Source organism: Streptomyces sp. NPDC101181 (genome assembly GCF_044767975.1).
Taxonomy (GTDB): Bacteria; Actinomycetota; Actinomycetes; order Streptomycetales; family Streptomycetaceae; genus Streptomyces.
Genome location: NZ_JBIWOX010000002.1, coordinates 14,392 through 39,029 on the forward strand (window position 1 = coordinate 14,392; position 24,638 = coordinate 39,029).

Genomic DNA, 24,638 nt, shown 5'->3' on the forward strand with positions numbered 1-24,638 from the left:
GACTGAACCGGTCCCTTTCGCGGGCCCGGCGGGGTCCGCCTCCGCTCCACGGCTGTGCCCCCGTTCCCCCGTGTTCCGTTATCCCGTTCCCCCGGGTGCCTCCGCACCCGGGGGAACGGCGCTGTCAGGGGGCTGCCAGGTGTTCCGCGGCGTCCGTGCGGGCCCGGTCACGCGATCTGCGCGCCGGTCCCGACCAGCCGCACGTGCACCGGGCCAGGCAGAACGAGCCACGCTCGATCGTGGTGGCGCTGTGTCCCGTCGGTGGTGGGGGAGGGAGTTCGGGGAGGGTCGTGCGGGCGGGGGCGGGGGGTTCCTCGTGCACGTGACCACGGTACTGGGGTCGGCCACCGAACCGGGTGCCCGAGCATCGGCCGCCCGAGCATCGGCCACCGGGCGCGGGGGCGTACCGCCCGGCGCATGGCTGTCCCGCCCCGCCCGGCGCGGGGCTGTCCCGCACGGTGGACGACCGTCCCGCCGGGCGCACGAACGTCCCGTCCCGCCCGGCGCATGACCGTCCCGTCCGGCGCGCGGCCGTCCCCTCGCGGGGGCGGGCGTGCGGGGGCGGCGCGCCGGGGCGGCGTGACGGCGGACGCCGGTGGTCGTTATGCGAGGCGGGTGAGGGCTCGGGCCGAGCGGAATCCGTTGGGGGTTGGCAGGCGATGGTGGTGCAGCAGTACAGGTACGGAGGCGGGGCCCGCGCTGCCTGCGCTCTCGCCGTGGCCGGGGTCATGGCGGTGACCGCGGGGTGCTCCGGCGAGGACGACGGAAGCGCTGCGGAGGACGGTTCCGGACAGCGGGCCGTGGCCGCGCAGCGACCGCTCGATCTCCTCGGGCAGGCCGCGGACGTCCTCGCCGAGGCGGGCGGCGCGGAGGCCCGTACGTCCATGGAGACGGCGGCGGGCGGGACGCGGGTGACGATCCGGGGGCAGGGCTCTTACGACTTCCGCAAGCAGGTGGGGCGGTTGAAGGTCGCGCTGCCCGAGGACGCGGCCGGCACGGACGCCGCGGGCGCGGACGACCACCGGCCGATCACCGAGTTGCTGGCCCCCGGCGCGCTGTACATGAAGAACCGCGGCGCCGGGGTCCCCGACGACAAGTGGGTCAGGATCGACACGACCGCGCTGAAGGACGGCAACCTCGTCACCGGCGGGGTCACCGATCCGATGGCCGCCGCCGAACTGCTGCGCGGCGCCGCCGATGTGACGTACGCGGGGAAGACCGAACTGGCCGGGGTGACGGTGCGTCACTATCGGGGCGTCGCGGATCTGGGGCGCGCCGCCGCGGCCGCCTCCCCGTTGTCGCGCGGGGCGTTGAGCGCGGCGGCGAAAGGGTTCAGCAACGATGCCGTTCCCTTCGACGCCTATCTCGACGAGGACGGCCGGCTGCGTAAGGTCCGCCACCGCTTCAGCTTCTCCTCCGAGGCCGACGGCCCCGCGGTGTCGGTCGTCTCGACGCTGCTGCTGTACGGGTTCGGGGCGCCGCTCCCGGTCGCTCTTCCCGACGACGAGGACATCTACACCGGCGAGATCCAGCAAGGGTGAGGGGGAGGGGCCGGTTGGGAGGGGGCCGAAATGGTCCGTCCGTGCCATGCGCGGTGCGTATCGCGTTCCCTACGCTAGGAAGCGGCTGTGCCGGGAGGTTCCCGTTCCGGGGCCGGGTCGCGATGACGGCACGCAGACGATGGCGGAAAGACGACGGCAGAGAGAGGTTAGGCAGGTGGTGACGCTCACCGCTCCGAACGCGCAGGACTGTGTGGCTCTCGCTGAGATCGAGCTCTGCGGCGAGTTGATGATCGCCGCGTCCGCCGCGGGTGAGGAACGCCTCAGCCCTGACCGTATCGACGAGGTGCTCAACGTCCGGGACGGGGAGGCGGAGTCCTGGACGGCGACCGTCCCCCGGCAGGCTTCCGCCCGGCAGCCCGCCACCTGGCAGGCCCCCGTCCGGCAGGCCTCCCGTCGGCAGACCGCTCACCGCGGGTGACGGCGGTCTGGGCGTGACAGCGGCCGGGGTGCGGCGACAGCTGGCGTGCGGCGACGGTCACGGAACGCCTGAGGCATCGCCCCGGTGCCTCGTAGCCCTGGCTCCCGCCGTTCCGGAGATCCCGCAGGCCCCCGGCCGCGGCGCCGCAACGTCGGCTCCCCGCCCTCCCCGGAGCCCCCGGCTCAGGTGCGCAGCAGGCGGGCGATGGCCTTGGTGGCTTCTTCCACCTTCGCGTCGATCTCCTCGCCGCCCTTGACCGCCGCGTCGGCGACGCAGTGGCGCAGGTGCTCCTCCAGCAGTTGCAGGGCGAAGGACTGGAGGGCCTTCGTGGAGGCCGAGACCTGGGTGAGTATGTCGATGCAGTAGACGTCCTCGTCGACCATGCGCTGGAGGCCGCGGATCTGGCCCTCGATGCGGCGCAGGCGTTTGAGGTGCTCGGCCTTCTGGTGGTGGTAGCCGTGGATGCCGCGGTCGTGGTCCGTGACGATGTCCACAGGGGCGGCGGTCGCCGCGGTGTCGGGGGTGCTCGCGCCCGCCGGTTCCGTGCCCGTGGTCCCGGTCGTCGTCATCTGCGTCCTCCGTCTGTCCTGGTGCGGCGTGGCGGCCGGGCCGCGTCGCCGTGCTGTCGCGCCTGACGTCCTGGATACCCCTGCCGGGTATATCGTACCGAATCCCGCCCAAACGTGACCGGGGGTCCGTGCTGATCGCTGTGCCCGATGGGCGACACTGAACAACGCCGGTTAGCCGTGGCCGGATGATGCGCCTAGCATCAGCCTGACCGAACCCAATGCATCCGAGGACCCCACGTGCGCTTTCGTCTGACCCCCAGGGAGACGAGCTTCTACGACATGTTCTCCGCGTCCGCGGACAACATTGTCACGGGCTCGAAACTCCTGATGGAACTGCTCGGGGCGGATTCAGCCGCCCGAGCCGAGATCGCGGAGCGCATGCGGGCAGCGGAACACGCCGGGGACGATGCCACCCACGCGATCTTCCACCAGCTGAACTCCTCCTTCATCACGCCCTTCGACCGCGAGGACATCTACAACCTGGCGTCCTCGCTCGACGACATCATGGACTTCATGGAGGAGGCCGTCGACCTGGTCGTCCTCTACCAGGTCCAGGAACTCCCCAAGGGCGTCGAGCAGCAGATCGAGGTGCTGGCGCGAGCGGCGGAGCTGACCGCCGAGGCCATGCCGGGGCTGCGGACCATGGACAACCTCACGGAGTACTGGATCGAGGTCAACCGGCTGGAGAACCAGGCCGACCAGATCCACCGCAAGCTGCTCGCCCACCTCTTCAACGGCAAGTACGACGCCATGGAGGTGCTGAAGCTCAAGCAGATCGTGGATGTGCTGGAAGAGGCGGCTGACGCCTTCGAGCACGTCGCCAACACCGTGGAGACCATCGCGGTCAAGGAGTCCTGACCCTCGTGGACACCTTTGCGCTGGTCGTGACCATCGGCGTCGCGCTCGGCTTCACCTACACCAACGGCTTCCACGACTCCGCGAACGCCATCGCCACCTCGGTCTCCACCCGGGCGCTGACCCCGCGTGCGGCCCTGGCGATGGCAGCGGTGATGAACCTCGCCGGCGCCTTCCTGGGCCAAGGGGTCGCCAAGACCGTCAGCGAAGGGCTCATCGCCACGCCCGTGGGGCAGAAGGGGATGGGCATCCTGTTCGCGGCGCTGGTCGGCGCGATCATCTGGAACCTCGTCACCTGGTACTTCGGCCTCCCCTCATCTTCCTCGCACGCGCTGTTCGGCGGCATGGTCGGGGCGGCGCTGGCCGGGGGCACGGACGTGATCTGGACCGGGGTGCTGGAGAAGATCGTCATCCCGATGTTCGTCTCCCCGGTCGTCGGTCTGGTGGTCGGCTATCTGGTGATGGTCGGCATCATGTGGATGTTCCGGAAGGCCAACCCGCACAAGGCCAAGCGCGGCTTCCGGATCGCGCAGACGGTCTCGGCGGCGGGCATGGCGCTCGGCCACGGCCTCCAGGACGCCCAGAAGACGATGGGCATCGTGGTGATGGCCCTGGTCATCGCGGACATCGAGGGCCCCAACGACGAGATCCCGATCTGGGTCAAGGTCGCCTGTGCGGTGATGCTCTCGCTGGGTACGTACGCGGGTGGCTGGCGCATCATGCGCACGCTCGGCCGCAAGATCATCGAGCTGGACCCGCCGCAGGGCTTCGCCGCGGAGACGACCGGCGCCTCGATCATGTTCGGCTCGGCGTTCCTCTTCCACGCCCCGATCTCCACGACGCACGTCATCACCTCCGCGATCATGGGCGTCGGCGCCACGAAGCGCGTGAACGCGGTGCGCTGGGGTGTCGCGAAGAACATCATCCTCGGCTGGTTCATCACCATGCCGGCCGCGGCGCTGGTGGCCGCGCTCAGCTACGGAGCGGTGTATCTGCTGTTCGGCTGAGCCGGTCTCCGTACGACACGTGTCACACGGGTCCGCCCCCGTTCTCCGTACCAGGGAGAGCGGGGGCGGACCCTTGTCGCCTTGTGGTGGCACCGCCATGCAGCACCGCAAGGCCGTATCGGGGCCGGGCCGGACGGCTCAGCCGAAGCGGCCCGAGATGTAGTCCTCCGTGGCCTGGACCGACGGGTTGGAGAAGATCCGCTCCGTCTCGTCGATCTCGATGAGCCTGCCCGGCTTGCCGACCGCCGCGAGGTTGAAGAACGCGGTGCGGTCCGAGACGCGGGCGGCCTGCTGCATGTTGTGCGTCACGATGACGATCGTGAAGCGCTCCTTCAGCTCGCCGATCAGGTCCTCGATGGCGAGGGTGGAGATCGGGTCGAGCGCCGAGCAGGGCTCGTCCATCAGCAGGACCTGCGGCTCGACCGCGATGGCGCGGGCGATGCACAGGCGCTGCTGCTGGCCGCCGGAGAGGCCGGAGCCGGGCTTGTTCAGCCGGTCCTTGACCTCGTTCCAGAGGTTCGCGCCGCGCAGGGACTTCTCGACGACGTCGTTCAGTTCGCTCTTGCGGTAGCTGCCGTTGAGCCGGAGGCCCGCCGCCACGTTGTCGAAGATCGACATGGTGGGGAAGGGGTTGGGGCGCTGGAAGACCATGCCGACCGTGCGGCGCACGGTGACCGGGTCGACGCTGGAGCCGTAGAGGTTCTCGTCGTCCAGCATCACCTTGCCCTCGACACGGCCGCCCGGGGTGACCTCGTGCATCCGGTTCAGGGTGCGCAGGAAGGTGGACTTGCCGCAGCCGGACGGGCCGATGAAGGCGGTCACGGAGCGGGGCTCCACGGTCATCGAGATGTCCTCGATGGCCTTGTGGTTGGTGTAGAAGGCACTGAGGCCGCTGATGTCGATGCGCTTGGCCATGGAGATCACTGCTTCTTTCGGGAGGTCGCTGATGGCCGCGTCAGCGACCGGTCTTCGGGGCCTTCCAGCGGGCGATGCCGCGGGCCACGAGGTTGAGGATCATGACGAAGGCGATCAGCACCAGGGCAGCCGCCCAGGCGCGGTCGTAGGAGGCCGCCTCGCCGATCTTGTACTGCTCGTAGATGTAGAACGGCAGCGAGGACTGGGCGCCCGAGAAGGGGTTGGTGTTGATCAGCTGGCTGCCGAAGACCAGCAGGATGATCGGGGCTGTCTCACCGGCGATGCGGGCGATGGCCAGCATGACGCCGGTGGTGATGCCGCCGATCGCGGTCGGCAGGACCACCTTCAGGATGGTGCGCCACTTCGGGATGCCGAGGGCGAGGGAGGCCTCGCGCAGCTCGTTCGGGACGAGCTTGAGCATCTCCTCGGTGGAGCGGACCACGACCGGGATCATCAGGATGGTCAGGGCGAGGGCGCCCATCAGGCCGGAGGGCTCCAGGTTGGCGATCAGCATGATCGACAGGATGAAGAGACCGGCGACGATGGACGGGATGCCCGTCATGACGTCGACGAAGAACGTGACGGCGCGGGCCAGCGAGCCCTTGCCGTACTCGACCAGGTAGACGGCGGTCAGCAGGCCGAGCGGGGCGGAGATCACCGTGGCGATGCCGACCTGCTCCAGGGTGCCGATCAGGGCGTGGTAGACGCCGCCGCTGGACTCGGAGCCGAGGACCCCGGCCATGGAGTGGGTGAGGAAGTAGCCGTCGAGGCGCTCGGCGCCGCGGACGATCGTCGTCCACAGCAGGGAGGCGAGCGGGACGACCGCGAGCAGGAAGCAGACCCAGACGACGCTGGTGGCCAGGCGGTCCTTGGCCTGGCGCTTGTTCTCCACGACGCTCGTGGCGACGTAGGAGATGGCCAGGAAGAGCAGCGCGGCGATGATGCCCCACTGCACCTTGCTGTGCCAGCCGGCGACGGTGGCGATGCCGATGGACAGCGCGACCGACACGGCGGCGAAGCCGACGGGGGCCAGGCGCGGCAGCGAGCGGCTGCTGAGACCGGACTTCGGCGCGGGCCCGGAGGGCGGCGTCGGACGGTCCTGGACGGCGGTTGCGTTGCTCATGCGTTGGCCCCCGAGTACTCCTTGCGGCGGGCGATGATGAGCCGGGCCGCGCCGTTGACCAGCAGGGTGAGGACGAAGAGGACGAGGCCCGAGGCGATCAGGGCGTCCCGTCCGAACTCGTCGGCCTCGCCGAACTTGGCCGCGATGTTCTGCGCGAAGGTCCCGCCGCCCGGGTTGAGGACGTGCAGCGAGATGAGGAAGCTCGGGGAGAGGACCGTGGCCACGGCCATCGTCTCGCCGAGCGCGCGCCCGAGGCCGAGCATCGAGGCGGAGATGATGCCGGAGCGGCCGAAGGGCAGCACCGAGAGGCGGATGACCTCCCAGCGGGTGGCGCCCAGCGCGAGGGCGGCCTCCTCGTTCATCTTCGGGACCTGGAGGAAGACCTCGCGGCTGACGCTGGTCACGATCGGCAGGATCATGATCGCCAGCAGCACGCCGACGGTGAACAGCGAGCGGGCGACGCCGACCTCGGTCTTCTCGAAGATGTAGGTCCAGCCGAAGAACTGGTCCAGCCAGAGGTTCAGGCCCTCCAGGTACGGCACGAGCACGAGGGCGCCCCAGATGCCGTAGACGATGCTGGGGACGGCGGCGAGCAGGTCGATGACGTACGCGATGGGCGCGGCGAGCCTGCGCGGCGCGTAGTGCGAGATGAACAGGGCGATGCCGACGGCGATCGGGACCGCGATGAGCATCGCGATGACCGAGCTGACGACCGTGCCGAAGAGCAGGACCGCGATGCCGAAGACCGGGGGGTCCCCGGCCGGGTTCCAGTCGAAGGTGGTGAGGAAGTTGCCCTCGTCCTTCGAGATGGCGATGGCGGCGCGGTAGCTGAGGAACACGGCGATCGACGCCATGATCACGAGCAGCAGGATGCCCGAGCCGCGGGAGAGGCCCACGAAGACCTTGTCGCCCGTGCGCCCGGTGGACTTGGGGCGCTCGGCCCGTTCTGTCGGGGCCGGCGGAGCCGGCGGGGTGTCTATCGGTGTGGTGGAAGCCATGGTCTTTCCGGTCTGTGTGGGGGAGCCGGCGGGGCTCCCCTGGCGGCGGTGCACCGGATGGTCGGGGTGGGGCAGGCCAGGGGGGCGGCCGGGGTCGGTTGGGTCCCGGCCGCCCCCCGGGTGGTTACGAGAGGCTGTTGACGGTCTCGCGGACCTTGGCGTTGATCTCGGTCGGGATCGGGGCGTATCCGGCCTCGGTCAGGATCTTCTGGCCGTCGTCGGAGGCGGCGTAGGAGAGGAAGGACTTCACGGTGTCGAGCGTCTCGGCCTTGTTGCCCGTGTCGCAGACGACCTCGTAGGTGACCAGGACCAGCGGGTAGGCGCCGTCGGCCTTGGTGGTGTAGTCGAGGTCCAGCGCCAGGTCCTTGCCGGTGCCCTTGATCTTGGCGGCGGCGATGGCCTTGGAGGCGTTCTCCGAGGTGGCCTCGGCCGGGGCGGAGCCGCCGGTCTCGATGGCGACGGTGGGGATGGACTGGGACTTGGCGTAGGAGAGCTCGAAGTAGCCGATCGCGCCGTCGACCTGCTTCACCTGGGCGGCGATGCCGGAGGAGCCGGACGCGGCCTGGCCGCCGGGGGCGGGCCACTTCTTCTCGGCCTCGTACTTCCAGTCGTCCGCGGCGGCGGCGCCGAGGTACTTGCCGAGGTTCTGCGTGGTGCCGGAGTCCTCGGAGCGGTGGAAGGCCTGGATGGCCTTGTCCGGCAGCTCGACGCCCTCGTTGAGCTTGGCGATCGCCGGGTCGTTCCACTTCTTGATCTTCGTGTCGAAGATCTTGGCGAGGGTCGGGGCGTCCAGCGTGAGCTTGTCGACGCCCGCGAGGTTGTAGCCGATCGCGACCGGGCCGCCGACCATCGGGAGGTTGATGCCCTGGCCGGTCTTGCAGGCCTTCTTGGACTCGGCGACCTCTTCGGGCTTCAGCGCCGAGTCGGAGCCGGCGAAGCCGACGGTGCCCTGGTTGAAGGCGACGATGCCCTCGCCGGAGGAGGAGGAGTTGTAGTTGATCTCCACCCCGGAGCAGGCGGCCATGTAGTTCTTGACCCAGAGGTCCATGGCGTTCTTCTGTGCGCTGGAGCCGGAGGCGCGCAGCTGGCCCTTGGCCTTGCCGCAGTCGATGTTCGACGCGGAGGCCGACTTCTCGCCGCTGCCGGCTCCGCCGCCGTTGGTGTTGTCGTCCGAACCGCACGCCGTGAGGACCAGGGCGCCGGAGACGGCGAGGGCACCGAGCGCGGTGGCACGAAGCCGGTTCTTGCGCTGAAGCTTCACTTTCGGGTGTTCCTTCCAGGAGCCGCCGTGGTCTGTACGTTCACGTTCACGTTCTACGGCGGCGTGCGATGAGGAGGGTTGCAGCGGCGTGGCGCCGCGCACCGTGTACGTCCGAAATTAGGCAGAACAGGTGAAGCCGCCTACGGGGGAGGGTGAACGGCAGGTGAACCGTGTCGGGCAGGCGGGTGTGCGGGTGAACGGTGGCCGGTCGGGGGCCTCTGGCGCGGGGCGCGAGGGGCGCGTAGGCCGGTTTCTGCCTGGCACGGGGCGCTCGGGACCGGTTTCCGGTGGCGGGGTGCGTGGGCGCGTGCCGGTCGCCGGGCTGCGGGGCGCGTGGGCCGGTTGCCGGGCTACGGGGGCGTTCAGGCGTCGCGGAGGGGTTCGGGCAGGGCGTCGAGCAGGGCCGTGAGCTGGTCGCGGTCGCGGGGCTGGGTGAGGCGGTCCCGGGCGGCGTCGGGGGTCAGCCACAGCACCCGGTCCACTTCGTCGTTGGCCCGGAACGCGCCGCCCGTGGCCTCGGCGGCCCAGTAGTCGACGACCTTGGGGCGGCCGTCGACCAGGTAGCGGGCGGTGGGGAGGCGGGGGCCCGGGGCGCAGTGGTGGCCGGTCTCCTCCAGCACCTCTCTTACGGCGGCGGCGAGCGGTTCCTCGCGGCGCTTGAGCTTGCCCTTGGGGAAGGAGAAATCGTCATATTTAGGGCGGTGTACCAGGCACACCTCCACGGTGCAGCCGTCCGGGGCGCGCCGCCACAGCACGCACCCCGCGGCCCGGATCGCCGCTCGCGCCGGACCGCTCCCGGGGCCGTGGGGCGCGCCGCTCCCGTAGCCGTCGGGCCCGCCGCTCCCGTAGCCGGGCGGGGGGCCGCTCACGGGGTCGCCACCGCCGCCGCGTACGGCCAGGTCTCGCGGAACACCGCGCGGGCCGCCTCCACCTCGTGCCGCTGGTCCGCGTGGAGCACGCCCAGCGCGTACGCCGTGGCCGGGGCGATCCGCGGGGTGCGGGCCGCCGCCGAGGCCGCAGAGGCCGCCTCCACCGCGTCCCGGTGCAGGTCCAGGGCGTGCCCCGAGCCCGCCAGGGCCGGGTCGGCGGCGCCGAGGACGACCTCGTGGGCGTAGCGGTGCAGCCGCAGCAGCAGGCGGGTCTGGTGCCAGGGCCCGTCCTGGGCCTCGTTGTACGGCTCGGCCGCGGCGTCGGGCGGCAGGGCGGCCACCGCGGCGAGCAGGCGCTGCTCGGCCCGTTCGGCGGGCTCCAGGAGCGCTTCGGGGGCCCGGCCCGGGGTGCCGGGGACCAGCGGTACGTCGGAGGCCAGCAGGGCCACGGCGTCGGCGACCGCGTGGAACCGGGAGGAGCCCAGCGCCTGGAGGGCCGCGGAGTGGGCCCGGGTCCGGGCCAGGGTGAGGCGGCGCTCCAGCAGGGCCGCGGCGCGGGCAGCCCCGACCCCGAGCACGGCGCGGCCCTGGGCGTCGGAGGTGGCGCCCGACCCCGCGGGCCGGCTGCCGCGGGCGGCGGGGAGGGAGGCGCCGGAGAGCTGGTGCAGGGCCTCGATCAGCCGGGTGAGGCGGGCGGCGTAGGCGTGTTCGCGGGCGAGGAGCCCGGAGAGCCAGGCCAGCTCCGTACGGAGCTGGTCGGCCCAGAGCGGGTCGAGCGCGTCCCGGAAGGTGTGCAGGGAGCCGCTGATCCGCCGTGCCGCGTGGCGCAGCGCGCGGGCGGCCGCCTCGGCGTCCTGGCCCCCGGCCTCCGAGGGGGCGCTGTGCTCGTGGTGCAGCCGCAGACTGCGCAGGAAGTCCGCGGCCCGCTCCCGGAGGTAGGGCGCGAGGACGGCCTCGGTGGTCAGGTCGGCGCCGAGGGGCGCGGGACCGGCCGGGGCGGGGGCGCCGAGGGGGCGGGGGGCCTTCGCCGCCACCGGGCTTCCCGGGGCGGCGGAGGTGGTCGTCTGCTGGTCAGGGCGTCGCACGCCTGCGCCTCCGGGCGTCGATGAGCATTTCCTGGACGTGCCGCAGCGGCTGGCCGTCCGCGTCCGTGGCGTGCCGGTTCCAGTTGCCGTCGGGGCCCAGGTGCCAGGAGGAGGTGGTGTCGGCCATACCCGTCTCCAGGAGTCGGCTGAGCGCGGCGCGGTGGGCGGGGTCGGTGACCCGGACCAGTGCTTCGATCCGGCGGTCGAGGTTGCGGTGCATCATGTCGGCGCTGCCGAACCACACCTCCGGCTCGCCGCCGTTGCCGAAGGCGAAGATCCGGGAGTGTTCGAGGAAGCGGCCCAGTATCGAGCGGACCCGGATGTTCTCGGAGAGTCCGGTGACGCCGGGGCGGATCGCGCAGATGCCGCGCACCCAGATGTCGACGGGGACGCCCGCCTGGGCGGCCCGGTAGCAGGCGTCGATGATCGCTTCGTCGACCATCGAGTTGACCTTGAACCGGACGTAGGCGGGGCGGCCCGCGCGCTGGTGGGTGATCTCCTTGTTGATCCGCGCTATCAGCCCGTCCCGCAGGGACTTCGGGGCGACGAGCAGGCGGCGGTAGGTCTCGCGGCGGGAGTAGCCGGAGAGCCGGTTGAACAGGTCGGAGAGGTCCGCCCCGACCTGCGGGTCCGCCGTGAGCAGGCCGAGGTCCTCGTACAGCCGGGCCGTCTTGGGGTGGTAGTTGCCGGTGCCCACGTGCGAGTAGCGGCGCAGGGTGTCGCCCTCCTGGCGGACGACGAGCGAGAGCTTGCAGTGGGTCTTCAGCCCGACCAGCCCGTAGACGACGTGGCAGCCCGCCTCCTCCAGCTTGCGGGCCCACTTGATGTTGGCCTGCTCGTCGAAGCGGGCCTTGATCTCGACGAGGACCAGGACCTGCTTGCCGGACTCGGCGGCGTCGATGAGGGCGTCCACTATCGGGGAGTCGCCGGAGGTGCGGTACAGCGTCTGCTTGATGGCCAGCACGTCGGGGTCGCCCGCCGCCTGCTCCAGGAACGCCTGCACGGAGGTGGAGAACGAGTCGTAGGGGTGGTGGAGCAGCACGTCCCGCTCGCGCAGGGCGGCGAAGATGTCGGGCGCGGACGCCGACTCCACCTCGGCCAGGTCCCGGTGGGTGCCCGCGACGAACTTCGGGTACTTCAGCTCGGGCCGGTCCAGCGAGGCGATCGCGAAGAGCCCGGTGAGGTCGAGCGGGCCGGGCAGCGGGTAGACCTCCGCGTCGGACACCTTCAGCTCGCGGACCAGCAGGTCCAGGACGTACGGGTCGATGGACTCCTCGACCTCCAGCCGGACCGGCGGACCGAAGCGCCGGCGCATCAGCTCCTTCTCCAGGGCCTGGAGGAGGTTCTCCGCGTCGTCCTCCTCGACCTCCAGGTCCTCGTTGCGGGTGACCCGGAACATGTGGTGCGCCAGCACCTCCATCCCCGGGAACAGCTCCTCCAGGTGCGCCGCGATGACGTCCTCGATGGGGACGTAGCGCTGCGGGGACGCCTCCAGGAAGCGGGTCAGCAGCGGCGGGACCTTGACCCGGGCGAAGTGCCGGTGGCCGCTGACCGGGTTACGCACGACGACGGCGAGGTTGAGCGAGAGCCCCGAGATGTACGGGAAGGGGTGCGCGGGGTCGACCGCCAGCGGGGTCAGGACCGGGAAGACGCGCTGCCGGAAGAAGGTGAACAGGCGAGCCTGCTCCTTCTCGGTCAGGTCCGGCCAGCGGATCAGCTGGATGCCCTCGTCGGACAGGGCCGGGGCGATGTCCTGCTGGAAGCAGGCGGCGTGCCGGGCCATGAGCTCCCGCGAGCGGGTCCAGATGAGCTCCAGCACCTCGCGGGGCTGGAGGCCGGAGGCGGAGCGGGTGGCGACCCCGGTGGCGATACGGCGCTTGAGGCCCGCGACCCGGACCATGAAGAACTCGTCGAGGTTCGAGGCGAAGATGGCGAGGAAGTTAGCCCGTTCGAGGACGGGGGTCGCCGGGTCCTCGGCCAGCTCCAGCACCCGTTCGTTGAACGCGAGCCAGCTGCGCTCCCGGTCCAGGAAGCGGCCCTGGGGCAGCTCGTCGCCGTCCCGGTCGGGCTCGTACGCGTCCGCGTCGGCGTCCAGGTCGGGGTCGAGGCCGACGGCGGTGGAGAACCCGGCGCCGCCGGAGGAGGGGGACGCGACGGCGTGCGGCCGGTGCGCCGCGAGCGAGCCGACGGACGGCTGGGCGGTGGGCTGGACCGGGACGTCGGAGCTGGGCTGCTGGCTCATGAGCCCATTGTTCCGCGTGGGGGCCCCGGTAGGCGCGTCGGAGCCGGGAAAGGCAGCGGAGGGCCCGGGAAACCCGGGGGTGCGGTCGGGGGCCTCGGCGAGGGGCCCGGTGGAGGATCCCGGGGCGGGCCCCGAGGAGCCGCCGGGGTCGGAGTCGCCCCGGGCTCTCCCGTTGCGGCGGGGGGCGGGCACGGCTGGCTGCATTCCGTGAGGGTCGCAAGGGCGTCTGAATGGCCGGTAACGGAGACATGACGTCCAGGAAGCGGTGTGCCTGCGAGCGGGGTCACGCGGTGACGGTGCGTGTTCGGGCGGGGTGGTTGCGGGAGGGGTGCGATGAGGGGGCGGGGGCCCGGGGGCTTTACGGAGGCCCCAGGGGCCCCAGGGCCCCAGGGGCCTTGGGGGGCTTCGCGGAAGCGCGGGCCGGGGGTCCGTGAGGGTGGCCGGGGGCCCGTGCCCGCCCGGGGCGTCCCGGGGCCCGGCCCCTGCCCGCCCCAGACCTTCTCCCTGCCCCGGCCCTTCCGTCCCCGCCCCCGGTCCTCCGGGGCCAGCCCCTGCCCGCACCCCGCACCCCGCTCCGGTCAGGACTCCGTGCGGTACATCAGGTCCACCTCGTGCGTGGTGAAGCCCATCCGCTCGTACACCGTCACGGCCGCCGTGTTGTCCGCGTCCACGTAGAGCATCGCCGTGGGCAGCGCCTGGGCGGCCAGGTGGCGCAGGCCGATCGCGGTCAGCGCCTTGCCGAGGCCGCCGCCCTGGGCGCCGGGCGCCACGCCGACGACGTACACCTCGCCCAGCCGCTCCTCGGCGTGCACCTTCGTCCAGTGGAAGCCGACGAGCTCCCCGTCCCGCTCGGCCAGGAAGAAGCCCTTCGGGTCGAACCAGGGCTCGGCCTTGCGGTCGTCCAGGTCCTGCTGGGTCAGCGACCCCTGCTCGGGGTGGTGGGCGAACGCGGCGCGGTTCACCGCGAGCCACGCGGCGTCGTCGCGGCCGGGCTCGAAGGTCCGTACGGTGACGCCTTCGGGCAGGACGGGCTCCGCGAGGCCGAGCGGAGCCAGGGGGCGGCGGAGCTGGCGCAGTTCGCGGAAGAGGGAGAGGCCGAGGACCTGCGCCAGATGACGGGCGGCCGAACCGCCGCCGTGCGCCCAGACCCGTAGCCGCTTGCCGGTCGCGGCGAGCAGGGCGGCACCGAGCGCCCGGCCGTGCCCGTTGCCGCGCCGGTCGGGGTGGACGACCAGCTCGGCGGCCGGGGCCTCGACCGGGTCGACGTCCTCCAGCTGGGCGTATCCGACGAGCGTGCCGTCGGCGCTGAGCAGGAAGTGCCGTACGCCGTCGCGGTGTCCGCCCCGGATCCGCAGCCGGCCCTGCTCGGAGACGGCCTGCCGGCCGTCGGACCGGGCGGCCTCGGCGAGCAGGGCGAGAACGGCGTCCGCCTGGTCGGGGCCGAGTGCGTCCAGGGTCCGCAGCTCGCGTCCGGGTGCGGGGAGGGGTGCGTCAGTCGTCATGGGGACGAGCGTACGGGGGGAGGGGCCGGTGGGGCGGTGCGCGACCGGTGGCCGGGCGGCCGGTTCGCTACGCCCGTTTGGCCGGATGGCAACCAGTCCGTAACCCCGGACACCTGTTGCGCTACGCGCGTTGACTCTAGGCTGCGGCTCGCGGGATTCAGAAGTGACACCACTGACGCGACCGACACACAAGGGGACCGATGCCAGCGACTCCGCAGAAGAACCGTGCGTCCCGGCGGGTGCTCGCCGCCGCGGCCGGTCTGGCCACCCTGGGGGCCCTCGTCGCCGCGATGCCGGCCGGGGCCCACGACCGGGGCGACGGCCACGGGCACGGCCACGGGCACAAGCCCCGTACGGTGGACGTGCAGTTGCTGTCCTTCAACGACCTCCACGGCAACCTGGAGCCCCCGGCCGGTTCGGCGGGCAACGTCACCAAGACGCACCCGGACGGCACCGTGGAGGCGATCCCGGCCGGGGGCGTCGAGTATCTGGCCACCTCGCTGCGTACCGCGCGCAAGGGCAACCCGTACTCCGTCACGGCGGCGGGCGGTGACATGGTGGGCGCGAGCCCGCTGCTGTCGGGCCTCTTCCACGACGAGCCGACGATCGAGGCGCTGAACAAGCTGGACCTCGACGTCACGGCGGTCGGCAACCACGAGTTCGACGAGGGCGCGACGGAGCTGGCCCGCCTCCAGAACGGCGGCTGCCATCCGGTCGAGGGCTGCTACGAGAAGGGCAGGAAGTTCAAGGGCGCGGACTTCCCCTACCTCGCGGCCAACGTCACCAAGGAGAAGACCGGCAAGCCGGTGCTGAAGCCGTACACGGTCTGGAAGAAGAACGGCGTCAGGATCGGCTTCATCGGGGTGACCCTGGAGGGCACGCCGGACATCGTCACCGCCGAGGGCGTCAAGGGGCTGAAGTTCCACGACGAGGTCGAGACGATCAACAAGTACGCGCGCGAGCTGGACCGCAAGGGCGTCAAGTCCATCGTCGCCCTGATCCACGAGGGCGGGGCCCCGGCCTCCACCTCGTACAACTACGACTGCGACAGCCCCGGCGCGGGCGACGGCATCTCCGGCCCGATCGTCGACATCGCCAAGGGCGTCACGCCGAAGGTGGACGCCCTGGTCACGGGCCACACCCACCAGGCGTACGTCTGCACGGTCCCGGACCCGTCCGGCAAGCCGCGCATGGTCACCTCGGCCTCGTCCTTCGGCAAGCTGTACACGGACACCACGCTCACCTACGACCGCCGTACGCACGACATCGTCCGTACGTCGGTGAAGTCCGCGAACCACGTGGTGACCCGGGACCAGCCCAAGGCCGCCGACATGACCCGCCTGATCGGCCGCTGGAACAAGCTGGCGGCCCCGATCGCGAACGCGCCCCAGGGCTACATCGCCGCCGACATCAACGGCCGCGGCTCCACGGCCCCCGAGAAGCCGCTCGGCAACGTGATCGCCGACGCCCAGCTCGAAGGGCTCGCCCCGGCCGACAAGGGCGGCGCGGAGGTCGCGTTCATGAACCCGGGCGGCATCCGCGCGGACCTGGTGTACCAGGCGTCCGGCAGCGAGGGCGACGGGGTCGTCACCTACGGCGAGGCGTTCACCGTGCAGCCGTTCACCAACATGATGAACGTCGTCGACCTGACCGGCGCCCAGCTGGTCACCGCGCTCCAGCAGCAGGTCAGCGGGCCCAACGAGGCGAGCCCGAAGATCCTCCAGGTGTCCAAGGGCCTCACCTACACCCTGGACCTGACGAAGTCCGGCGCGGCCCGCGTGGTCGCCGACACCATCAAGCTGAACGGTGAGGCGATCGACCCGGCGCGCACCTACCGTGTCGCGATGAACGAGTTCCTCGCGGGCGGCGGCGACGGCTTCCCGGCCCTTGGCCAGGGCACGAACAAGCTGGTCGGCGCGTCCGACCTGGACCTGTTCAACGCCTACCTCGCGGCCCACTCCTCGGCCACGTCCCCACTGGCCCCGCCGGCCACGGACCGGATCACGGTCATCCAGTAACTCTCCTGCGGACGAGGGGCGGTGGGCCGACGGCCTGCCGCCCCTCACGGCTTTTCCGGCGTCCATGCCCCGGGCGCGGTGACACACCGGGAAGGCGTTCACGGCGTGAGGTCCGGCTGTCCGGGGTGGGGGCCGGATCCCTGGGTCCCGCCGCCGGTGCTCACCTCATCCGGGCAGGCATCGCCTACGCTGGTGGCGCCGGTTTTCGAGGACCGGAGCCGGGCCGGCGGGACCTCGCGGTCCTTGGAGAGGTGCTCGACCTTCGACCGGACCAGGGTGCCCTCGACGACGGGGAGTTCGCCGTCGTGCTCCAGCCAGGCCGAGCGGTGCGTCAGCCTCGGGTGGACACGGTCCATGCCGTGCAGTGGTCCGTGGTGTCGGTGGCCGTGATGACCGGGGTCGTCCGCGCACAGCACCGCGTCCACCAACTCGAACCGTTCATCCCGCCGAGCGGTCAGACACTCGTAGAAAACCTGCTTCTGAGATGCATGAGGGGGTTCTGGACCGGAGAGTGCAAAACGTGATAATATAAATGCTATGGGCAGGCCACGTACTTTCGATGAAATGGCTGTACTGGATTCAGCGGCAGGCGAGTTTAAGGTGCACGGGTTCGACCGGACTTCGACAAGCCAGCTGTGTGAAGCCGCAGGCGTGCGACGCAGCAGTCTTTACAACGCGTTCATCTCAAAAGATGAACTTTTTGTGCGTGCGCTTGAACGGCATCTCGCAGTGCTGAACGAACGGCGAGTCGAGATGCTCGACGCTGCCCACCTGCGAGGAGCCGAACGGCTTCGCCTTCTCATGGACAGTGTGGTCGGTGAGGAGTGCGCAGCGCGGGAGCAGGGTCATGCCGCGGGCTGCTTGCTCGTGAACGGCCTGATGAACCCCGATCTTCGCGAGCACGACGAGCGAGTATCGCTCATGCTGGACCGCGAGTTCGACAGAGTCGTCGGACTCATCGAGGAGGCGATCCGGGTGGGACGTCTTGATGGCAGCGTCCGTGCAGAAGTTGACCCTCGCGAAGGAGCCCTTTTGCTGGCGACACTGATCCACGGAATCCGCGTGACTTCCCAGACAAAAGTGAGCTCCGAGTCGCTGCGCCAGATCGCGCTCAACGGCTTGCAATCGATCCTGACCTGAATCGGAGAAAGTCCGAGCTCCGGCCTTCTTGATGCCTGCAGATTTTCTTCGTCGAAGCAGACGCAGAAGCGCTTTCGCGGTGAGGCCCGTTGCCCGCGAACCGGAAGTGGGTCCGCCATGCCTGAATACGAACCTCCGGAAGGGGTGCGGCGCATTCCGGAGGTGGCCTTGAATGGTGCCGGCTGCAACCCTGCGACGCTACGGACGGCAGACGCGGCGGCCGCCGATGCCGCCGCGTGCGCGGAACAACGACCTGGCTCCTGAACGTCATGATGGTTTCCGGCGAGGGGCTGACGCTGTTCGTCGACGACCACAGGGATTCCGGGCAGGGGAGAGAGAAGACCTCTGACAGGACTCAGCGGTCGAGTTCCTGACGCACGGTGGTGGCGATGCGCGTGAGTGCGGGTTCGAGGTGGCGGCGTTGGGTGGCGGTCAGCGGGTCGAAGACGAGCCGCTTGACCTGGGCGACGTGTTCGGGTGCGGCATCGGCGAGCTTCTGCCGGGCGCTCTCGGTGAGGGTGGCCAGGGTGTACCGGCCGTCCTCGGGGTCGGGGCGGCGGGCGACCCAGCCACGCGCTTCGAAGCGGTCCATGAGCTTCGACAAGCGTGGTTGGGTGCTGTCGCAGTCCCGGGCCAGGTCGCTCAGGCGCATCGTGCACTTGTCGGCCATCGAGAGCCGGGCCAGCACCCCGTACTCGAAATTGGAGATGCTCGACGTTCGCTGAAGCTGGCGGTCCAGGGCTGCGGGCAGGGCGATGACGATGGTGAGAAGCGCCTGCCACAGGTCCTGCTGGTCGTCGTCGAGCCATGGTGACTGCGTGTCCATACGCCACATCGTACGTGTCCAGGCAAGCTCATTCACTTGCCTAGGCAAGTGAAATCGGGTTACCTTTCACTTGCCCAGGCAAGTCAGTCGGCTTGCCTGATCGAGCGAAGGACTCTGATGGGGACACCTCCGACGCACAACCCGGCCTCATCCGCTCCGGCCGGCGCGTACGACGACCTGATGGCGCGGGTGCTGCCGCAGGCACGGGAACAGCGGGTGTGGGATCCGTCTGACGGCCCCCTGCCTGCCCTGTTCGTCAGTCACGGGGCGCCGTTCACCCTCGACGACCCGCGGTGGCTGGGCGACCTGTTCGCCTGGGCGGGGTCAATGCCCAAACCCAGGGCGATCGTCGTCGTCTCGGCCCACTGGGAACAGGCGCCTGCCGTGATGTCCGGCACCGCTGCCGGCACGCCGCTGCACTACGACTTCCGCGGTTTCCACCCCCGTTACAAGACCCTGCCCTACGCGACGCCGAACGCCACCGTTCTGGCACGCCGGCTGACCGGTGCGCTGGGCCGGACGCCGGTGCACGAGTTCACCGGCCGCGGCCTGGATCACGGCGCTTTCGTCCCGCTGATGGCGATGTACCCGGCCGCGGACATCCCGGTCGTCCAGTTGTCGATGCCCGGCCTGCGGTCCGACGTCCTGCTGGAGCTGGGATTACGTCTGCGGTCGCTGCGCGAGGAGGGCGTCCTCGTACTCGCTTCGGGTTTCATGACGCACAGCTCCGCCGTCTTCCAGCAGCCTGAACTCGCCGCAGTCACGGGAGCCTTCGACGCCTGGGCTGTCGACGCCCTGGCACGGGGCGACGTGGACGCCCTGGCCGACTACCGCGCCAAGGCTCCCGGTGCCGCCATCGCCCATCCCACGGCCGAGCACTTCGCCCCGCTCCTGGTCGCCGTCGGCGCCGCCGACGACCCGGCCAGCGCCGTCAGCGCCATCGACCGGATGGTGATGGGCAACTCCACCCGGTCCGTGCAGTTGACCTGAGCACCTCGTGTGCCCCTCGTTTCGCCCGGTCGTCGCCTTGCCCCCCCCGCGGCGACGACATCCGTTGAAAACCCTGGAGGAAAGTTCCATGAAGGCAGTGCGTTTCCACGAATTCGGCAGCAGTGAGGTGCTGCGCTACGAAGACGTCGATCGTCCCGTTCCCGGCCCGGGGCAGGTGCTGGTGCGCGTGGCCGCGACATCGTTCAATCCCGTCGATGACCACATTCGGGCCGGAGCCCTTGCCGAGATGATCCCGATCACGCTCCCGTACGTGTCCGGGATCGATTTGGCGGGAACGGTGGAGGAACGCGGCGCGGGTGTCACGGGCTTCCAGGCGGGCGACCCGGTGGTGGCGATGCTGCCGCTCGACTCCGCCGGTGGCGCCGCCGAGTACGTCGCCGTACCGGCCGGGTCCCTGGCAGCGGCGCCCCGGACGGTCGAACTGGCCGACGCCGCCGCCCTTCCCCTGACGGGCCTCGCAGCATGGCAGACGGCGTTCGAGCTCGCCGAGCTGAGGTCCGGCCAATCCGTCCTGGTCAACGGAGCGGGCGGTGGGGTGGGCAGCCTGGTGGTGCAGCTCGCTGTCGACGCGGGTGCGAAGGTGACCGCAGTCGATGCGGAACAGCACGCCGAGCGCCTGCGGAGCTACGGTGCCCACCGGGTCCTCGGGCCGCTCGACCTCGCTGCGGGCGCGGCTGCGGCGGGCGGCCCGTTCGACGTCGTGGTCAACCACGTGCGGGTCTCCGCCGACGAGCTCGCGCAGCTGACGGCCTACGTCGCCGATGGCGGTGTCGCCGCGAGCACGGCGGGCCGGGTCCCGGAGGATCCGGCCCGGGGTGTGCGCAGCGCGAACCTGTTCGTCCGCCCCGACGGCAGGCAGCTGGCCGAGCTGGTCGGCAAGGTCGATGCCGGCGCGGTCCGGATCCACATCGGCGCCTACCGCTCGGTGGCGGACCTGGCCGCCGTGCACGCGGAGGCCAAGGCGGGCCGTCTGCCCGGCAAGACGGTCGTTCTCGTTCCCTGAGCGGGACGCTTTCCGCGCCCCTGCCGGGCCCGCTTACAGGCAGGGGCGGCTGCCGGTGACGAGACACGGGATACCCGTCACTCGGTGCGGGGGAGGGCGGTGTGACCGCTGATACCGGTCCCCAGGCAGCTTCGACGGTTCCGACTGGCACGGCTGGGATCGTCGACGAGGTGCCGCACCTGGCGATCTCGTGCACGGTAGGTGGTGAGAGGTCGAGCTCTGCATGGTTGCTCGTGGTCGGGTGGCGCGGAACGTGACTCGTGCAGTGATCGTCAGCAACCACCGGATCACTGGCCTGTCGGCCGATGTGATCGCCGAACTCATCGCCCGGTTGGGCCCGTTGTGGCATGAGTGTCACCAGGCCGAGCCGGCTTCTCGGCCGCGAAAGCATGCTGAGGGCACCGGCGCGGTCCTGGTTCTCCGCCCCCTCTCGCCGACCAGCTGGGTCGGCTCGCACAGACAGAGGTCCGCCGGAGGGGGCCGCAGCGGCTGACATCGTCGTCCTCGCGGTCGGCCGGCCCCGTATTCCTGCCAGCGTGGCCGGTGTGCCGGCACTCGATGGCCGTACCGTCATCGAGTGCCGCCGATCACTTCCTCGCCTTCCTTCACGACCTCCCGGTACGGAATGTCTAGACCTCCACGCGTTGGTCTCCATGCACGGTCTGATGTGTCACCGGAGCTCGCTTTCTCCTATTTTGGAAGGCCAGTGCGACTGTCGCGAGGACGGCGAAGACGGCACCCGTCCACATGGCGACTGTGAGGTCGCCTCTGAAAGAGTCGATCGCGAACGCGCTTATGGCTGTACCGACGGTGATTCCCAGCGTGATGACAGAGGCGTGGAAGGTGCTGACGAGGCTTCCGTTTCCACCAACCTCGATGACCCGGGTGACCAGTGGCGGGTTCATCGAAACACCTGCCAGACCGACTACCAGGACCATGGCAAGAATCAGTGGCTGTATTTTTCCCGTAAGGGCCAGCACGCTCATGGAAACAAAGAGCAGGGCATGGCCGACACGCAGCACGCCGATGGCGTGCTTGTCAGCGAGTTTTCCGACGATTGCGTTGCCTACAAGCGCACAGAGGCCATAGGCCAACAGGATCAGCGTTGTCTCCCTGGCACTGAATTCCGCATACTCCTCCAGGAACGGAGTGAAGTACGAGAACGCCGCGTACGTGGAACCGATGGTCAAGAAGCTGACGAGATACCGGGACCACAGGCGAGGTGACCGGAGGTTGCGCAGATCTTTCGCAGTATCGCCCGCGCTTGCCGCCTCCTTCGGGGGGAGAGCCAGGAGGCAGATGAAGAAAACCGCCAATGCCGCGGCGCCGAGGACGTAGAACGTGGCTTGCCAGTTCCAGCGGCCAGCGATGAAGTGTGACAAGGGAAGCCCGACGATGGTGCCGAGCATGATGCCGCTGAGCACAATTGCGACGGCTTCACCGATCTTCTCCATGCTCGGGGCGATTCTCATCGCATATGCGAGCGAGAGGCCGACCGCAGCCCCCGCCAGACATCCCGTCGCGAGACGCATGACGGCAACCCACCAGTATTCGTGCACGACTGGCAGAAGCATTTCGGGAACCGCGTACACGGCAACCACGGCAAGCAATGCCTGTTTGGGCGGACGGTGCCTCAGTACGTAGGCGATCAACGGCCCCCCGAGAGCCATGCCGAGCGCGAAAATAGAGACGAGCAGGCCGATCGCTCCCGTGCTCACCTCGAGGCTGCGAGCCATCTCCGGCATCATGGCCGGTATCTGCAGTTCACTCGAGACGACAATGAGCATCGTCAACATCAACAGGTACAGATGTTTCTTCACAGCAGCAATCCCTAGGCGTGGAAAATTTTACTGTACTTTCAGGTACAAAACTTGGGCGTGCTACGGCACCATCGCGATATCTGCTCCAGTGCAACCTTGCGAACGCCAATATTGAGATCCACGACCTCCTGAAGCCCTGCTGGCTTCCCCGCCCGGCCGTACGAGGATGCGGACCCCCGAGGTCGATGGCGGAAATCGCAGCCCTTAGGGCGAGACGTTCCGCCGAGGTGCGCACCGAACTGCGTCTCACCGGCAAGGGGTGCCGCGACCTCGTCAGATCCGTTCCAGCCTGACGTGATCGTCATCGTACACGTTCTGTATTTGAAAATCCATAACTACTCGCTCGTTCAGGACCGCGCGCACGGTGCTGCCACGATGTGGGTAAGGGTCACCTGGCCTGCGACGGCCTGGGCCGGGCGGCCGCACCCCGGCGGCGCGGCGCGCACCACCGGGGCGGGCTCTGCCCCGCGCCGAGCACGGCCCACGGGCTGTGCGGCTGGGGCCTCTTGTGTGCTGGAGCGGTCGGGGCTCAGGTGGCGGCGAGTGCTGCGGTGATGGTCGTGGCGAGTGCGGCGGGCTGAGACAGGAACGGGGAGTGTGAGGTGTCGAGCTCGGTCACGGTGGTCGGTGAGGACGACACGGCGTCGATGTCCTTGATGACGCGGTACTGGAGCGCCGGGGGAATGACGTTGTCGCGGAGGCAGACCACGTAGGAGTGGGGGATGTTGCCGTATCGCTGCTCGGTGACGGTCAGTTCGGCGGCGGGGAACCCGACCGGGGCGTCCGGCTGGAGCAGGGCGATGGCGGCGTGCGCGGTACGGTCGTCGACGTCGTTGTAGAAGGCGTCTTTGATCTCGTCGTGCCTGTCGGGGTCGCGAGTGTCGATGCGTACCGCGCCGACCTCGGCAGGATCGGCCGCGATCAGCTTGGTTATCTTCTCGCCCGCGTTCTCCGGGTAGGTGTTGTAGTGAGCCGCCGGCACCCCGGCTACCGGTGCGAACGCTGACACGTAGAGGAGTCCGCCGACGAGCTCCGGGGCGAGTTCCGCGGCCGCGGTGGCGATGACACCGCCCATGCTGTGCGCAACGACGAGGCACGGCTGCCCGGAGCCGATGACGCGTAGCCGCTCGACCAGGTCTGTCGCCGCGGCTGTCGCGGTAAGCCGTGCCACCGCTGACGGCTCGGTCGCGAACGCTGTCGCGTCGAACGGACGTGCACCATGGCTGCGTGGTGCGGATCCCTTCAACCCGTGGCCGTCGAGGTCGACTGCGACCGACTGTACGCCGTGACCGGCCAGCTGCTCGGATACGAGGCTCCAGCACCAACTGCCGTGCCAGAAACCGTGTACCAGCACGACGGGCATAGATTTCCGCATTCTCTTTACCTTGCTGTTCGTAGTGGCAGGCTGTTGAAAGAGCGTTCAGAGCCCCGGCAGGAGTGAGGCGCCATACGTCAGCGCGATGGCCCTCGATGTGCAGGTGCCCTGGGCCGCTACCGTCCCGACGCCGCTGCGCGACTCACGCGGAGCGGCGTCAGGACGCACGGCGGCCTGAGGAGGGCTACTGGCCGGAGAACTTCGGGGGAGTGTATGGCTCGTCGGCTGACTTCGACCGGGTGATCGCGGCGAAGGCCTGCTGGGCGTCGGTGGTGGTGAACAGATCCATGGACAGATCGAGCATCAGCGCGTCCGCGCCGGGGACACCGCCGGCCGACCATGCCTTGATGAGTGCCTTGGTGGCGGCGTGGGACTTCGTCGCCCCGGCGGCGAGGCGTTCTCCGAGGGCGAGAGCCGACCCTTCGAGCTGGTTGTCCGGTACCACTTGGTGCACGAGCCCGAAACGCTCGGCGTCGGTGGCGCTGATCGTCTGGGCGAGCATGATGTGCGCGGTTGCCCGGCTCCGGCCGATGCGTTCGGTCAGGCGTTGGACCCCGCCCGCCAGTGGCGTCATGGCCGAAGTCGGCTCGACCCAGGTGAACGTAGCCGACTCGGCAGCGAGAATGAGGTCGGCCCGGAGCGCCAACTCGTAGTGTCCGCTGACCACCTGACCCTGCACCGCTGCGATGACCGGGATGCGCAAAGCTTCGATGGCCGTGTACGCCTGGTTGACCTCGGCGATGAAGGTCCGGAACCAGTTCTCGTCCTTGCCCGGCCACTCAGGGACATCGCCTCCCGTACCGAAGTTGGGTCCCTCCGCACGGATGACCAGTGCCCGGATGTCGCTGACGCTTGCCTCGTGCACGCTGACGAGGAGGTCATCGGCGAATGCCCGACTGAGCTGATGATCCGGCGGATTACCGAGGACGATGATCCCGGTGTCACCCTTGCGCTTGAACTCGACATTCTTCACGGCGCTCTCCTGTCGCTCATTCTGTGCGCTGACTCGGCCTGCGTGGCCGTCCTCAGCCTGGTTGCA

At 69.9% G+C, this 24,638-nt stretch carries 22 protein-coding genes and 1 pseudogene; 8 read left to right on the forward strand and 15 right to left on the reverse strand.

Translation table 11 applies throughout. The features are described from left to right. Positions 1-124: 124 nt before the first annotated feature. The gene (locus ACIRRU_RS03610; protein WP_403675673.1) at positions 125-322 is read right to left on the reverse strand and encodes a hypothetical protein; all 198 of its coding nucleotides are present in this window, start codon (positions 320-322) and stop codon (positions 125-127) included. A 337-nt stretch (positions 323-659) separates the two neighbouring features. On the opposite strand from ACIRRU_RS03610, the gene ACIRRU_RS03615 reads away from it, so the two are divergent. Then, on the forward strand, positions 660-1,541 hold the full coding sequence (locus ACIRRU_RS03615; protein WP_403675676.1) for a hypothetical protein: 882 nt from the start codon (positions 660-662) through the stop codon (positions 1,539-1,541). Positions 1,542-1,680: 139 nt separating this feature from the next. Continuing rightward, positions 1,681-1,980: a hypothetical protein gene (locus ACIRRU_RS03620; protein WP_403675679.1), complete on the forward strand. Its 300-nt coding sequence runs from the start codon at positions 1,681-1,683 to the stop codon at positions 1,978-1,980. Positions 1,981-2,162: 182 nt separating this feature from the next. Here the strand turns inward: ACIRRU_RS03620 and ACIRRU_RS03625 are convergent, their stop codons facing one another. After that, positions 2,163-2,549, reverse strand: a complete 387-nt coding sequence (locus tag ACIRRU_RS03625; protein WP_403675682.1) for a metal-sensitive transcriptional regulator — start codon at positions 2,547-2,549, stop codon at positions 2,163-2,165. A gap of 237 nt (positions 2,550-2,786) precedes the next feature. Between ACIRRU_RS03625 and ACIRRU_RS03630 the strand changes: the two genes are divergently transcribed. Both ACIRRU_RS03630 and ACIRRU_RS03635 read left to right on the forward strand, forming a co-directional pair. Further along, entirely contained in the window at positions 2,787-3,407 is a 621-nt protein-coding gene (locus tag ACIRRU_RS03630; protein WP_403675685.1) for a DUF47 domain-containing protein, read from the forward strand. A 5-nt stretch (positions 3,408-3,412) separates the two neighbouring features. Next, positions 3,413-4,411, forward strand: coding sequence for an inorganic phosphate transporter (locus ACIRRU_RS03635; RefSeq protein WP_363203900.1), 999 nt, complete (start codon positions 3,413-3,415; stop codon positions 4,409-4,411). A 138-nt stretch (positions 4,412-4,549) separates the two neighbouring features. On the opposite strand, the gene pstB is transcribed toward ACIRRU_RS03635, so the two are convergent. The 8 genes from pstB to mshD all read right to left on the reverse strand — a co-directional run bounded on the left by pstB (position 4,550) and on the right by mshD (position 14,406). Next, positions 4,550-5,326: a phosphate ABC transporter ATP-binding protein PstB gene (gene pstB / locus ACIRRU_RS03640; RefSeq protein ID WP_363203899.1), complete on the reverse strand. Its 777-nt coding sequence runs from the start codon at positions 5,324-5,326 to the stop codon at positions 4,550-4,552. Positions 5,327-5,366: 40 nt separating this feature from the next. Beyond that, a complete protein-coding gene (gene pstA, locus ACIRRU_RS03645; protein WP_403675689.1) occupies positions 5,367-6,449 on the reverse strand; it encodes a phosphate ABC transporter permease PstA in 1,083 nt (360 codons plus the stop codon). Then, positions 6,446-7,447, reverse strand: a complete 1,002-nt coding sequence (pstC, locus tag ACIRRU_RS03650) for a phosphate ABC transporter permease subunit PstC (RefSeq protein ID WP_363203897.1) — start codon at positions 7,445-7,447, stop codon at positions 6,446-6,448. Before pstC ends, pstA begins: the two co-directional genes overlap by 4 nt. Before the next feature lie 124 nt (positions 7,448-7,571). Beyond that, entirely contained in the window at positions 7,572-8,708 is a 1,137-nt protein-coding gene (gene pstS, locus ACIRRU_RS03655; RefSeq protein WP_403675692.1) for a phosphate ABC transporter substrate-binding protein PstS, read from the reverse strand. 362 nt (positions 8,709-9,070) lie between these two features. Further along, entirely contained in the window at positions 9,071-9,481 is a 411-nt protein-coding gene (locus tag ACIRRU_RS03660) for an NUDIX hydrolase (RefSeq protein ID WP_403676953.1), read from the reverse strand. 92 nt (positions 9,482-9,573) lie between these two features. After that, a complete protein-coding gene (locus ACIRRU_RS03665) occupies positions 9,574-10,662 on the reverse strand; it encodes a CHAD domain-containing protein (protein WP_403675695.1) in 1,089 nt (362 codons plus the stop codon). Beyond that, complete coding sequence (locus ACIRRU_RS03670; protein ID WP_403675697.1) at positions 10,649-12,904, reverse strand: RNA degradosome polyphosphate kinase; 2,256 nt, start codon at positions 12,902-12,904, stop codon at positions 10,649-10,651. The genes ACIRRU_RS03665 and ACIRRU_RS03670 overlap by 14 nt, the downstream gene beginning before the upstream one ends. Positions 12,905-13,482: 578 nt before the next feature. Beyond that, the gene (mshD, locus tag ACIRRU_RS03675) at positions 13,483-14,406 is read right to left on the reverse strand and encodes a mycothiol synthase (RefSeq protein WP_403675700.1); all 924 of its coding nucleotides are present in this window, start codon (positions 14,404-14,406) and stop codon (positions 13,483-13,485) included. 200 nt (positions 14,407-14,606) lie between these two features. Between mshD and ACIRRU_RS03680 the strand changes: the two genes are divergently transcribed. After that, the gene (locus ACIRRU_RS03680; RefSeq protein ID WP_403675702.1) at positions 14,607-16,424 is read left to right on the forward strand and encodes a bifunctional metallophosphatase/5'-nucleotidase; all 1,818 of its coding nucleotides are present in this window, start codon (positions 14,607-14,609) and stop codon (positions 16,422-16,424) included. Between the two features lie 194 nt (positions 16,425-16,618). Here ACIRRU_RS03680 and ACIRRU_RS03685 read toward each other — a convergent pair. Next, a pseudogene (locus ACIRRU_RS03685) lies at positions 16,619-16,777 on the reverse strand (transposase); the annotation flags it as partial. 211 nt (positions 16,778-16,988) lie between these two features. Between ACIRRU_RS03685 and ACIRRU_RS03690 the strand changes: the two are divergent. Continuing rightward, positions 16,989-17,564: a TetR/AcrR family transcriptional regulator gene (locus ACIRRU_RS03690; protein ID WP_403675705.1), complete on the forward strand. Its 576-nt coding sequence runs from the start codon at positions 16,989-16,991 to the stop codon at positions 17,562-17,564. A gap of 355 nt (positions 17,565-17,919) precedes the next feature. Here the strand turns inward: ACIRRU_RS03690 and ACIRRU_RS03695 are convergent, their stop codons facing one another. Further along, entirely contained in the window at positions 17,920-18,390 is a 471-nt protein-coding gene (locus tag ACIRRU_RS03695; protein ID WP_403675708.1) for a MarR family winged helix-turn-helix transcriptional regulator, read from the reverse strand. Between the two features lie 240 nt (positions 18,391-18,630). On the opposite strand from ACIRRU_RS03695, the gene ACIRRU_RS03700 reads away from it, so the two are divergent. Both ACIRRU_RS03700 and ACIRRU_RS03705 read left to right on the forward strand, forming a co-directional pair. Beyond that, positions 18,631-19,380, forward strand: coding sequence for a dioxygenase (locus ACIRRU_RS03700; RefSeq protein ID WP_403676955.1), 750 nt, complete (start codon positions 18,631-18,633; stop codon positions 19,378-19,380). An 88-nt stretch (positions 19,381-19,468) separates the two neighbouring features. After that, positions 19,469-20,404 carry an NADP-dependent oxidoreductase gene (locus ACIRRU_RS03705; protein WP_403675711.1) on the forward strand — a complete coding sequence of 312 codons (936 nt, stop codon included), beginning with the start codon at positions 19,469-19,471 and terminating at the stop codon, positions 20,402-20,404. Between the two features lie 629 nt (positions 20,405-21,033). Here the strand turns inward: ACIRRU_RS03705 and ACIRRU_RS03710 are convergent. The 3 genes from ACIRRU_RS03710 to ACIRRU_RS03720 form a co-directional block, all read right to left on the reverse strand. Beyond that, entirely contained in the window at positions 21,034-22,224 is a 1,191-nt protein-coding gene (locus ACIRRU_RS03710; RefSeq protein ID WP_403675713.1) for an MFS transporter, read from the reverse strand. 529 nt (positions 22,225-22,753) lie between these two features. Further along, on the reverse strand, positions 22,754-23,587 hold the full coding sequence (locus tag ACIRRU_RS03715; RefSeq protein ID WP_403675716.1) for an alpha/beta fold hydrolase: 834 nt from the start codon (positions 23,585-23,587) through the stop codon (positions 22,754-22,756). Between the two features lie 196 nt (positions 23,588-23,783). Next, positions 23,784-24,572, reverse strand: a complete 789-nt coding sequence (locus ACIRRU_RS03720) for an enoyl-CoA hydratase/isomerase family protein (RefSeq protein WP_403675719.1) — start codon at positions 24,570-24,572, stop codon at positions 23,784-23,786. Between the last annotated feature and the right edge of the window lie 66 nt (positions 24,573-24,638).

Excerpts from the sequence above, each read along its gene's own strand:
- ACIRRU_RS03615 (WP_403675676.1), top strand. The coding sequence starts at position 660 with ATGGTGGTGCAGCAGTACAGGTACGGAGGCGGGGCCCGCGCTGCCTGC.
- mshD (WP_403675700.1), bottom strand. The coding sequence starts at position 14,406 with ATGACGACTGACGCACCCCTCCCCGCACCCGGACGCGAGCTGCGGACC.
- ACIRRU_RS03690 (WP_403675705.1), top strand. The coding sequence starts at position 16,989 with ATGGCTGTACTGGATTCAGCGGCAGGCGAGTTTAAGGTGCACGGGTTC.
- pstB (WP_363203899.1), bottom strand. The coding sequence starts at position 5,326 with ATGGCCAAGCGCATCGACATCAGCGGCCTCAGTGCCTTCTACACCAAC.
- ACIRRU_RS03705 (WP_403675711.1), top strand. The coding sequence starts at position 19,469 with ATGAAGGCAGTGCGTTTCCACGAATTCGGCAGCAGTGAGGTGCTGCGC.
- ACIRRU_RS03625 (WP_403675682.1), bottom strand. The coding sequence starts at position 2,549 with ATGACGACGACCGGGACCACGGGCACGGAACCGGCGGGCGCGAGCACC.
- ACIRRU_RS03670 (WP_403675697.1), bottom strand. The coding sequence starts at position 12,904 with ATGAGCCAGCAGCCCAGCTCCGACGTCCCGGTCCAGCCCACCGCCCAG.
- pstC (WP_363203897.1), bottom strand. The coding sequence starts at position 7,447 with ATGGCTTCCACCACACCGATAGACACCCCGCCGGCTCCGCCGGCCCCG.
- ACIRRU_RS03695 (WP_403675708.1), bottom strand. The coding sequence starts at position 18,390 with ATGGACACGCAGTCACCATGGCTCGACGACGACCAGCAGGACCTGTGG.
- ACIRRU_RS03715 (WP_403675716.1), bottom strand. The coding sequence starts at position 23,587 with ATGCCCGTCGTGCTGGTACACGGTTTCTGGCACGGCAGTTGGTGCTGG.
- ACIRRU_RS03620 (WP_403675679.1), top strand. The coding sequence starts at position 1,681 with ATGGCGGAAAGACGACGGCAGAGAGAGGTTAGGCAGGTGGTGACGCTC.
- ACIRRU_RS03680 (WP_403675702.1), top strand. The coding sequence starts at position 14,607 with ATGCCAGCGACTCCGCAGAAGAACCGTGCGTCCCGGCGGGTGCTCGCC.
- pstA (WP_403675689.1), bottom strand. The coding sequence starts at position 6,449 with ATGAGCAACGCAACCGCCGTCCAGGACCGTCCGACGCCGCCCTCCGGG.